General features: G+C 62.7%; 2 protein-coding genes. Both read left to right on the plus strand.

The annotated features are described in order from the left end of the window. Nucleotides 1–3,674, plus strand: a 3,674-nt coding sequence (locus ALP40_RS17040; protein WP_122209393.1) for a non-ribosomal peptide synthetase, incomplete at its 5' end; no start/stop codon positions are given. Nucleotide 3,675: 1 nt separating this feature from the next. After that, nucleotides 3,676–12,318: a non-ribosomal peptide synthetase gene (locus ALP40_RS17045; protein ID WP_122209394.1), complete on the plus strand. Its 8,643-nt coding sequence runs from the start codon at nucleotides 3,676–3,678 to the stop codon at nucleotides 12,316–12,318. The last annotated feature ends 178 nt before the right edge of the window (nucleotides 12,319–12,496 follow it).

The following is a 12,496-nucleotide window of genomic DNA, read 5'->3' on the forward strand; positions in this document are numbered from 1 at the left end:
TGACTGTGCTCGCGCTGGAGGGGCAACTGGTGGCTTATCTGGTGCCGACCGATCCTGCGCAGGACCCGCAAACCCTTCGCGAAGCGCTGAAAACCGAGTTGAAAACCCATCTGCCGGATTACATGGTGCCTAGCCACTTCGTGCTGCTGAACGCCATGCCGCTGACCGCCAATGGCAAGCTGGACCGCAAGGCGTTGCCTGCGCCGGATGCCAGCCAGTTGCAGGCGCACTACGTTGCTCCTGAAGGCGAGCTGGAACAGCAACTGGCCGCCATCTGGGCGCACGTGCTCAAAGTGGAGCAGGTCGGTCGCACCGACAATTTCTTTGAGCTGGGCGGGCACTCATTACTGGCTACGCAGGTCATGTCACGCATTCGTCAGCAGCTCAGTGTCGACCTGTCCTTGCGTCACCTGTTTGAAGCGGCGGATCTGGCCACGTTCGCGCGGAGTGCAGGGCAGGGCCAGCCGGATTCCGAGCCATCGTTCGTCAAAGCCGACCGCAGTGAGCCGCTGGGGCTGTCCTATGCCCAACAGCGTCAATGGTTTCTCTGGCAACTTGACCCGGAAAGCACTGCTTACAACATGCCTGCGGTGCTGCGCCTGAGTGGCTCGCTGGACATCGCGGCGTTGGAACACAGTTTCGGCGCGTTGATCGCCCGTCACGAAACCCTGCGCACCACGTTCCGGCAAGATGGCGCGCAGGCGGTGCAGATCATTCATCCGCCGCGCACCTGCACGCTCACGGTCGAGCCTGTACCGAGCGGCCAGAGCCCCGATGCCCTCGTGCAGCAGGAAGTGCAGCGCCCGTTTGACCTGGAACAAGGCCCGCTCTTGCGCGTCAGGCTGCTGAACCTGGGCCGTGACGAGCACATCTTGATCCTGACCCAGCACCACATCGTTTCCGACGGCTGGTCGATGCCGATCATGGTCGATGAACTGGTGCGTCTCTACGAAGGCTTCAGCCAGGGCCGCGACGTGGAGCTGGCCGAACTGAGCATGCAGTACGCCGATTACGCGTTGTGGCAACGCCGATGGATGGAGGCGGGCGAGCAGGCGCAGCAATTGGCGTACTGGAAGCAGCAATTGGGTGACGAGCAGCCGATGCTCGAACTGCCCGCCGACCATCCGCGTCCGGCGCTGCAAAGCCATGTCGGTGCGCGGCTCGCCATCGAGCTGGACGCGGCGCTGATCGACCAACTGAAAAGCGTGGCCCGCCAGCAGGGTGTGACCCTGTTCATGCTCTTGCTGGCTTCGTTCCAGAGCCTGTTGCATCGCCACAGCGGGCAGTCCGACATTCGCGTCGGCGTGCCGATTGCCAACCGCACCCGTGCCGAAACCGAGGGCCTGATCGGCTTCTTCGTCAACACTCAGGTGCTGCGCGCCGACTTCGACTTGCACACGACCTTCAGCGAGCTGCTGCAACAGGTCAAACACACGGCATTGCAGGCCCAGGCGCATCAGGAGCTGCCGTTCGAGCAACTGGTCGAGGCCCTGCAGCCGCAACGCAGCCTCAGTCACAGCCCGTTGTTCCAGGTGATGTTCAACCACCAGAGCCAGGCCAGCGCCGAGCTTCGTGCGCTGTCCGGTCTAGAGGTTCAGGCAGTGGAATTCGACAGCCATCCGGCGCAGTTCGACCTGACCTTGAACACGGCCGAACACGATGGCGGGCTGAGCGCAGGCATGACCTACGCCACTGCGCTGTTCGAGCGCAGCGCCATCGAGCGCATGGCGGATCATTGGCAAGCGTTGTTGCGATCGATCTGTGTGAATGCCGGGTTGCGTGTTGCGCATTTGCCGATGCTCAGCGCTGTGGAACAGCAGCAGATCGTTCATGAGTGGAACCCGGTGCCCTCGACGTATCCGGCCCAGTGCCTGCCCGCGCTGATCGAAGCGCAGGTGCAGGCCACGCCCGATGCCATCGCGCTGATGCTTGAGCGTGAGCGCATGACCTACCGCCAACTTAACGCCCGCACCAACCGGTTGGCTCATCGGCTGCGCGAACTGGGCGTCGGCCCAGAGGTGCTGGTCGGCATCGCCGTGCCGCGCAGCCTGGACATGGTCGTCGCGCTGCTGGCGATCCTCAAGGCCGGCGGTGCCTATGTGCCGCTGGACCCGGACTTTCCGCAAGAGCGGCTGGCCTACATGATTCAGGACAGCGGCCTGAGTCTGTTGCTGACCCGCACCGATCTGCTGCTCAGTCTGCCGATTCCACCGAACGTGCAAAGCCTGTGCATGGACCGTGCCGATGACTGGCTGGCCGACTACAGCGAAGACAATCCGTGCAGCACTCTGCACTCTCAGAACCTGGCTTACGTCATCTACACCTCGGGTTCTACCGGGCAGCCCAAAGGCGTCACGGTTCGTCATGATGCGTTGGTGAATTTCCTGTCCAGCATGGCCGATCAGCCCGGCCTGACGGTGAATGACAAGGTGCTGTCGCTGACGTCGCTGTCGTTCGACATTGCAGGGCTTGAGCTGTATCTGCCGCTGATGCGGGGTGCCACGGTGGTGCTGTTGCAGCCTGATCAAAACAAGGACCCGCAGGCGCTGCTCCGTGTGATCGATCAGCAGGCGGTCAGCGTGATTCAGGCCACGCCCTCGACCTGGCGCATGCTGCTGGACGTCGCACCGGCCAACGCATTGCGCGGCAAGACCGTGCTGTGTGGCGGCGAGGCGTTGAGTGTCGAGCTGGCAGAACGTCTGATCGAGCAGGCCGGACACGTCTGGAACGTCTACGGCCCGACCGAAACCACGGTCTGGTCGGCCCGCCATTGCCTCACCAATGGCGACGACATCCGCTTGGGCCGCGCACTGGCCAATACCCGGTTGCACGTCGTCAGCGATGCCGCCGACCTGGTGCCCATCGGTGCCCGGGGTGAATTGCTGATCGGTGGCGATGGGTTGGCGCGGGGTTATCACAACCGTGCGGCGCTGACCGCCGAGCGCTTCGTTCCCGATCCGTTCGCCGCCGACGGCAGTCGCCTGTATCGCACGGGCGATCTGGCGCGCTACCACGTCGACGGCATCCTCGAGTACGCCGGGCGTCTCGACCATCAGGTGAAGATTCGCGGTTTCCGGATCGAGTTGGGCGAAATCGAAGCCGGGCTGTTGGAGCAGGACAGTATTCAGGACGCGGTGGTCATCGATACCGACGGGCCGTCCGGCAAGCAACTGGTCGCCTATCTGGTAGCCAGCGATCCGAGCCGTGATACCGGTGCGCTTCGCGATGACCTCAAGGCGTTCCTCAAGCAAGGGCTGCCGGAGTACATGGTGCCCAGCCATTTCATCTGGCTGGCGCAATTGCCGCTGACGCCCAACGGCAAGCTGGACCGCAAGGCCCTGCCGAAACCGGATGCCAGCCAGTTGCAGCGTCTTTATGTGGCGCCGGTCACTGAGCAGGAACAGCAGTTGGCTGCGATCTGGGCCGAGGTCCTGAACGTGACGCGAGTAGGGCTGACCGACGACTTTTTCGAACTGGGTGGCCATTCGTTGTTGGCCACGCAGCTTGTTTCCAGAATCCACACCGCGCTGGGCATCGACATACCGCTGCGCCTGATCTTCGAGAAGCCGCAATTGAATGAGTTTATCCAGGTCTTTGCCGAAAGCGGCCTGTCGCTGACCGAGGACGGCTTGTCCGATATCGAGAAAATGATGAACGAAATGGCGGGTATCTGACATGGACAAGTCTGCAGCAGCGCGCATCGCCCAGCGTTTCGTCGGTTTGCCCGTCGAACAGCGTCGTCAGATCCTCGACAAGATGAATGCGACCGGGCAGAGCTTCCGGCTGCTGCCCATCGCCGTGACCCGCCATGAAGCCGGGCGCATTCCACTGTCGTACGCGCAGCAGCGCATGCTGTTTCTCTGGCAACTGGAACCGCACAACATTGCCTACAACGTGCCGCTGGCGGTACGCCTCACTGGCCCGCTGAACCGACAGGCACTCGGCGCAGCGCTCGATCAACTGGTGCAACGCCACGAAACCCTGCGCACCCGATTCGTCTGCGAAGACGGCGAGTTTTATCAGGTCATTCTGGCGCAGGGCAGCGTTGCCCTGGAGTGCGTCAGCGTCGAGGCTGACCAGATCGACGCGCAGGTGCGTGCCGAGCTGCACACACCGTTCGACCTGCTGAGCGACAGGCTGCTGAGGGTCAAGGTGTTCCAGTTGAGCGACACCGCACACGTGCTGACGGTTTGCATGCACCACGTGGTGTCCGATGGCTGGTCGGGCGAGCTGTTGATTCGCGAGTTCGTGCAGCTCTATCAGGCACAGGTCCTGGACCAGGCGGTTGCGTTGCCTGAGCTGGCGATTCAATACGCCGACTATGCCATCTGGCAGCGTGCCTGGCTGGAAGCCGGGGAGGGCGAACGGCAACTGGATTACTGGAAGCAGCAACTGGGCAGCGAACACCCGGTGCTGACCCTGCCGCTGGACCATGAGCGCCCGTTGCGGCCCAGCCAGCGCGGCGCGACCGTGCGGGTCGATCTCTCGGAACAACTGTCCGCGCAGTTGAAAACCCTGGCGCGCAGTCGTGGCCAGACGATCTTCATGCAGGTATTGGCGGCGCTGTCTGTGGTGCTGTCGCGGTTCAGCGGGCAGAGCGATATTCGTATCGGTGCGCCGAATGCCGGGCGTACCCGTAGCGAGCTGGAAGGGCTGATCGGTTTCTTCATCAACACCCAAGTGCTGCGCGTGCAGGTGGACGAGCGCGAGAGTTTCGCCTCGCTGCTGGATCAGGTTAAACAGGTGGTGAGCGGTGCGCAGTCGCATCAGGAGTTGCCCTTCGAGCATCTGGTGGATGCCTTGGCGCCGGAGCGTAATCTGGGCCACAACCCGCTGTTCCAGTTCAAGATCAATCAACACGTCTACGCTGCCGAGCAGACCGATGCCTCACGCCAGAGCCTGTCAGGGCTGAGCGTCAGCGAGTTTGCAGTGGACGCGGGCGATGCGCGATTCGACCTGGCTTTCGACTTCACCGACACCCCGAGCGGCCTGCGCGGCTACTTCACCTACGCCACCGATCTGTTCGAAGCGCGCACCATAAAACGCATCGCCGATGCTTTGCGCAGTGTGTTGCAGGCGCTGGTGACGAACGTTGATCGTCGTCTGGCGGATCAGCCATTGACTGGCGCACTGCCGGGCATCGAGGCGTCACAAGTTTTCGCCTGCTCCGACTTCCTTGGCCTCTGGCAACAGGGCTTGCACAGTGCACGCGACAAGACGGCCGTGCGGGTCGGTCAGCAAACCCTTAGTTTTGCGCAACTGGAACAGCAGTCCAACCGCTTCGCTCGCCACCTGCAAGCCCAAGGCATCGGCTCGGGCATGTGCGTTGCGCTGTGTCAGGACCGCTCGGTGGAATGGGTGATCAGCCTGCTGGCGGTGCTGAAACTGGGCGCGGTCTACCTGCCGCTGGACACCTCGCAACCCGCCGAGCGCTTGCAGCAACTGTCCAAAGACAGCGGCGCTGTACTGCTGATTCATGCCGCAGGCGACGACAAGGTCGCGAACCTGGACGTTTGCCCGGTGCTGGCGTTCAAGTCCGCCCAGTGGGCCGACCTCGCCGATGATGCGTTAGGTATTGACGTGGTTGCCGAACAACCGGCCTACATCATCTACACCTCCGGTTCTACGGGGCAGCCCAAGGGTGTGGTGATCAGCCACGGCGCGCTGGCCAATTACGTGCAGTCGGTGCTGATGCGCTTGTCGCTCGATGATCAGGCAAGCATGGCGATGGTTTCCACCGTGGCCGCCGACCTGGGTCATACCATGCTGTTCGGCGCGCTGGCCTCGGGTCGTACGCTGCATTTGCTGTCCCACGAACAGGCCTTCGATCCGGACGGGTTTGCCCGCTACATGGCCGAGCATCAGGTCGAGGTGCTGAAAATCGTTCCGAGCCATCTGCAAGGGCTTTTACAGGCGGCCAATCCCGCCGATGTGCTGCCGAGGCAGGTGCTCATTCTCGGTGGCGAAGCCAGTGCATGGTCCCTGATCGAACAGGTGCGTTCGCTCAAGCCGGGCTGCCGGATCGTCAACCATTACGGGCCAACCGAAACCACGGTCGGCATCCTCACCCACGAGATGACGGAACGGTTGTCCGCCTGCCGCAGCGTGCCGGTCGGTCAACCGCTGGCCAACGGCAAGGCGCGTGTGCTGGACGCTTACCTGAATCCGGTCGCTGAGCGCGTCGCGGGTGAGTTGTATCTGGGCGGCGCAGGCCTGGCGCAGGGTTATCTGGGCCGTGCGGCCATGACTGCCGAACGCTTCGTGCCTGACCCCGACGCTGACGGCAAACGCCTGTACCGTGCAGGCGACCGCGCCCGCTGGGTGGACGGCGTGCTGGAATACCTGGGGCGCGCTGACGATCAGGTGAAAATCCGTGGCTATCGGGTCGAGCCCGGTGAAGTCGGTCAGCTGTTGCAATCCCTGGAAGGCGTGACCGAAGCGGTGGTGCTGGCCGCGCCTCTGGAGAGCGATGAGTCGCGCCTGCAACTGGTGGCCTGGTGCGTGGCGTCGGTGAGCGTTGAAACCTTGCGTGAACAGCTGGCCGCACGCCTGCCGGAATACTTGGTGCCTGCGCAGATCCTGCTGCTCGAACGTCTGCCGCTGACCGCCAACGGCAAGCTGGATAAACGTGCGTTGCCCAAGCCGGGCGTGGTCAAACAGCGCTACACCGCACCGGTCGGCGAGATCGAGGAAAAGCTCGCTGCCGTCTGGGCCGATGTGCTGAAGCTGGAACAAGTGGGTAGCACGGACAACTTCTTCGAATTGGGCGGCGACTCGATCCTCAGCCTGCAAATCATTGCCCGTGCCAAGCGCCAGGGCATCAAGCTCAGCCCCAAGCAGTTGTTCGAAAAGCAGACCATCGGCCAGTTGGCGTCGGTGGCAAAACTGATTCAGAAGAAACCGGCGGCTGCGGTGGAGCAGGTCAGTGGTTCGCTGCCACTGCTGCCGATTCAGGCGCGGTTCTTCGAACTGGACATTCCCGAGCGTCATCACTGGAACCAGGCGGTGATGCTCAAGCCCAACACCCCGCTGGAGGCCACGCTGCTGCAACATGCGCTGACCGCGCTGATTGAGCAACACGATGCCTTGCGCCTGGGCTTTGCGCAACAGGATGGCCAGTGGCACGCCACCTTTGGGGCGCTGAACACCCGCGACCTGCTGTGGACGCATGAACTGGACGCCGCCGAGCGCCTGACCGAACTGGCTGACGAGGCGCAGCGCAGTCTTGATCTCAAAAACGGCCCGCTGCTGCGCGCGGTGCTGGTCAATCTGCCGCACAACGAGCAACGCCTGCTGCTGGTCATCCATCACCTTGTAGTGGATGGCGTGTCGTGGCGGGTATTGCTGGAAGACCTGCAACAGGCGTATCAGGCTCTTTCTACAGGTCAGCCCGTAACGCTGCCGAGCAAGACCAGTTCTCTGAAAGCCTGGGCCGAGCATCTACACGCCCATGCACACGGCGCTGCGTTGGAGCAGGAACTGTTCTGGTGGCAGAACCAGCTTCAGGACGCCAGTGACGAGTTGCCGCTCGACCATCCGCACGGCGGGCAACAGCAGAAACACGCGGCATCGGTGGTCACGCAGCTCGACAGCGAGCTGACCCGGCAACTGCTGCAGGATGCGCCGGCTGCCTATCGCACTCAGATCAACGACCTGCTGCTGACCGCGCTGGCCCGGGTGATCAGCCGCTGGACTCAGCGTTCCGAGGTGTTGATTCGATTGGAAGGCCACGGCCGCGAAGACCTGTTCGACGCGCTGGACATCACCCGCACGGTGGGCTGGTTCAGCACTCTGTATCCGGTCAGGCTTTCGGCGCAGGACGCGCTGTCCGATTCGGTCATGACCATCAAGGAACAACTGCGCGCGGTGCCGGATAAAGGCATGGGCTATGGCGCGCTGCGCTATCTGGGCAGCGACGCCGCTCGTCAAACGCTGCAACAGTTGCCGCAAGGCAGCATCGTGTTCAATTACCTGGGCCAGTTCGACGGTAGTTTCGATGCGCAAGACGCGTTGTTCACGCCGTCTGCGGACAGTGCGGGTGCTTCGCAAGGCGCCGAAGCGCCTTTGGCTGCGCCCATCAGCATCAACGGTCAGGTGTATGGCGGCGAGTTACGCTTGAGCTGGAGTTTCAGCCGCGCGGTGTTCGAGACGGACACGATGCAACGGCTGGCCGACGAGTACGCGCTGGAGTTGCAACAGCTCATTGCTCACTGCACCTCGCCAGACGTGGCCGGTGTTACGCCTTCCGATTTCCCGCTGGCCCGCTTGACCCAGGCACAGCTGAACAGCCTGCCGATGGCCGCCCGGAACATCGAAGACATCTACCCACTGGCGCCGATGCAGCAGGGCATGCTGTTCCACACCCTGTTTGCGCAAGCGGCGGGGCATTACATCAACCAGATGCGCGTCGAGGTCACAGGGCTGGACGTTGCGCGTTTCAAGGCGGCCTGGCAGGCCACGCTCGACGCTCATGAGGTGCTGCGCAGCGGTTTTGTTAGCCATCTGGATCAATCGCTGCAGGTGGTGCTACGCGACGTCTCGATGCCGTTCACCGAAGTCGACGCCAGAGGCCTGACGCCGCAATGGCTGGACGACTGGGCCGATGCGGACCGTCGGCAGGGCTTCGATCTGGCTCAGGCGCCTTTGCTGCGTCTGGCGCTGCTGCGCACGGGCGAGGACCGCCATCAACTGATCTACACCAGCCATCACATCCTCATGGACGGCTGGAGCAGCTCGCGGCTGCTGGGCGAAGTGCTGCAACGCTACAGCGGGCAGGCGCCAGCAAGGCAGGCCAGCCGTTATCGGGACTACATCGAGTGGCTGCAACGTCAGGATGCGGCGCTCAGCGAACGCTTCTGGAACGAACAGCTCGCAGAACTGAACGAGCCGACCCGCCTGATGCAGCGCTTCACATCACGCCCGAGCGAGAGCGGGCAGGGCGATCACCTCCACCTGTTCGACGCACACGTCACACACGCCCTGAGCGAGTTCGCCCGAGAGCAGCGCGTGACCCTCAATACGCTGGTGCAATCGGCGTGGCTCCTGGTGCTGCAACGTTACACCGGGCACTCCAGCGTGACCTTCGGCGCAACCGTGGCCGGACGTCCAGCAGACCTGCCGGGTGTCGAGGAGCAGCTCGGTCTGTTCATCAACACCCTGCCGGTGATCGCCAGCCCGCGTCCCGAGCAAACCGTGGCCGACTGGGTGCAGCAGGTGCAGGCTAAGAACCTGGCCTTGCGTGAGCATGAACACACGCCGCTGTACGACATTCAGCGCTGGGCGCGCAGCGGCGGTGAGGCGCTGTTCGACAGTATTCTGGTGTTCGAGAACTATCCGGTGTCCGACGCGTTGCAACAGACCGCGCCGCCGGGGCTGGTGTTCGGTGGCCTGCACACCCAGGAGCAGACCCATTACCCGCTGACGCTGGTGGTCAATCTGGGGCGGACCCTGTCCATGCGTTTCAGCTACGACCGTCAGCGCATGAGCGAGTGCGATGTGGCGCAGTTGTCGGCACATGTCCAACACCTGTTGCAGGCGCTGATGCGTGACCCGAACGCAGCCCTTGGTGAACTGGCGTTGCTGAATCAGCCCGTGCAGCAGCAGGTGCTGCGTGACTGGAACGCCACGGCTGCGGCGTTCCCCAGCGAACAATGCATTCACACACTGATCGAAGCCCAAGTGCTGGCGACGCCGGACGCTCCCGCGCTGATCTTTGACCATCAGACGTTGAGCTACGCGCAGCTCAACGCCCGCGCCAACCAGTTGGCCTATCGGCTGCGCGAGTCGGGTGTCGGCCCGGATGTGCGGGTCGGTATCTGTGTCGAGCGCAGTCTGGAACTGGTGATTGGCCTGCTGGCCATCGTCAAGGCGGGCGGTGCTTACGTGCCGCTGGACCCGGACTACCCTGAAGACCGGCTGGCCTACATGATGCAGGACAGCGGCATCGGCCTGCTGCTCACCCAGACCCCGCTGCTGGCGCGTTTGCCGCTGCCTGCCGGGGTGCAGAGTCTGTGCCTGGATCAGGACAGCGACTGGCTTGACGGTTACAGCACCACTAACCCGGTCAACCTCACTGATCCGCTGAACCTTGCGTACATGATCTACACCTCAGGATCAACCGGCAAACCCAAGGGCGCGGGCAACAGTCATCGTGCGCTGGTCAACCGTTTGCACTGGATGCAGAAGGCTTATGCGCTGAATGCAACCGATACCGTATTGCAGAAAACCCCGTTCAGCTTCGACGTCTCGGTCTGGGAGTTTTTCTGGCCATTGCTGACCGGTGCGCGGCTGGCCGTCGCACTGCCGGGCGATCATCGTGAACCCGAGCGGCTGGTGCAGACCATCCAGCAATATCAGGTCACCACGTTGCACTTCGTGCCGTCCATGCTGCAGGCCTTCCTCACTCATCAACAGGTGGAAAGCTGCCATAGCCTGAAACGCGTGGTGTGCAGCGGTGAAGCCTTGCCAGCGGAACTGGCCGGGCAGGTGCTCAAGCGCTTGCCACAGGTCGGCCTGTACAACCTGTACGGCCCGACCGAAGCGGCCATCGACGTGACGCACTGGACCTGTACGCCAGACGACGTATTGAGCGTGCCGATCGGGCGCCCCATCGACAACCTCAAGACCCACATCCTCGACGACGGCCTGCTGCCTGCCGCACCGGGCGTGGCGGCGGAGCTGTACCTGGGTGGCGTCGGGCTGGCGCGGGGCTACCACAACCGTGCAGCGCTGACGGCTGAACGCTTCGTGCCGGATCCGTTCGACGAGCAGGGCGGCGGGCGTCTGTACCGGACTGGCGATCTGGCGCGCTATCGCAACCAAGGACAGGACGAGGGCGTGATTGAATACGCCGGGCGGATCGACCATCAGGTGAAGATCCGCGGGTTGCGCATCGAACTGGGCGAAATCGAAGCACGTTTGAATGAACACGCCGCCGTGCGCGAAGCCAGTGTGATCGACATCGACGGCCCTGTCGGCAAACAACTGGTGGCCTACCTGGTGCCGAGCGAGGCGGGTCAGGACACAGCGATTTTGCGCGCCGCATTGAAAACCCGGCTCAAGGCGCACCTGCCGGATTACATGGTGCCTACGCATTTCGTACTGCTCGACGCCATGCCGCTGACTGCCAACGGCAAGCTGGACCGCCGCGCTTTGCCCAAACCTGAAACAGGCCGTGCGCAGGGTTATATGGCACCGCGTACCGAGTTCGAACAGCGTCTGGCGGCGCTTTGGGAGCAGGTGCTGCAGGTCGAACAGGTCGGCTTGAACGACAACTTCTTTGCGTTGGGTGGGCACTCGCTGCTGGCGGTTTCACTGGCCGGACGGATCCGCGAAACCTTCGATGTTTCAATCAAACTGCATGATTTTCTGCTGATGCAGACCTTGGGCGAACTGGCGGACTTCATGCGCGCCGGGGAGGCGAAGGTCATGTCGGCAGTTATCGCCATGAACACCAGCCATTCGGCCCGAACGCCCTTGTTCTGTCTGCCACCGGGCGGCGGCGGTACGTATTCCTACTACCCGCTGGCCGGAAAGCTGAACGATGACCGCATGGTCTACGGGCTGGTCAACAAGGCGTACGTAGTGCCGGGCTGGTTCGATACGTCCTGGACGGACATGGTCGACTATTACGTCGAGCAGATTCGCAATACACAGCCGGTCGGACCTTACAGCCTGCTGGGCTGGTCGATGGGCGGCGCACTGGCCATCGACATTGCCCACCGTCTGGAAGGCGCGGGTGAGCGCGTGGAATTTGTCGGGCTGGTAGATACCCAGTTGCCTGCCTCTATCGGCATGGCGTTTATCCAGGAAGATCCGCAGACCGCCACGCAGAAACAGGGCGAAAATTACTACCGCAGCTTGATCAAGAGCCTTCAGGCGTTTGTGCCGGGTTTGCAGGAAGAGGCCATTGTCACACTGATCGAAACGGCCCGGCAGTCGGTTTCAAGCGAAGGTGAAGTCATCGACTTTGTGGTCGATAAGGTGGCGCTGGATGCGGGCATGAGCGCCGACAGCCTGCGCAGCGTGTTTCAGGACATCGCCGTGCAGGACGAGATTGAAACCGGCTATCGCCTGCTGGACGCCAACGCCCGCCTGAGCGAAGCGTTCGTGTTGAAACCGTTGAGCGTGAAAGTCGACTGCTGGTGGGCCGGGCAAAGCCGCGCACCCGACCAGATTGCCAAGGCCGAACAGGTGCTGCTCGAACAATGCTCGGTGAACGGGCTGGCGAGTTCAACGGTGGTGGATCAGCGCCACGATAATGTGGTGATTGCCGATGGGTTTCTGGAGGGGCTGGTGACGCGGTTGAGGAGGGCGTGATCAGGCTCACGTCTCGATTCTGATCGTGCCCATGCCGTTTCCAGCGCCGGTTTTGCCTTGGTTTCTTCGACCTGACCCCGAATCAGTGCCAGAGCTCAGCCTTCACCCGCGTCGCAATCGGCGGTGTTCTCACAATCGCGTCAGCAAAGCGTTGCAGCACCGCCGCCTGACTGGACTC

This window comes from Pseudomonas viridiflava (assembly GCF_003702045.1).
Lineage (GTDB): Bacteria > Pseudomonadota > Gammaproteobacteria > Pseudomonadales > Pseudomonadaceae > Aquipseudomonas > Aquipseudomonas viridiflava_C.

Excerpts from the sequence above, each read along its gene's own strand:
- ALP40_RS17045 (WP_122209394.1), top strand. The coding sequence starts at position 3,676 with ATGGACAAGTCTGCAGCAGCGCGCATCGCCCAGCGTTTCGTCGGTTTG.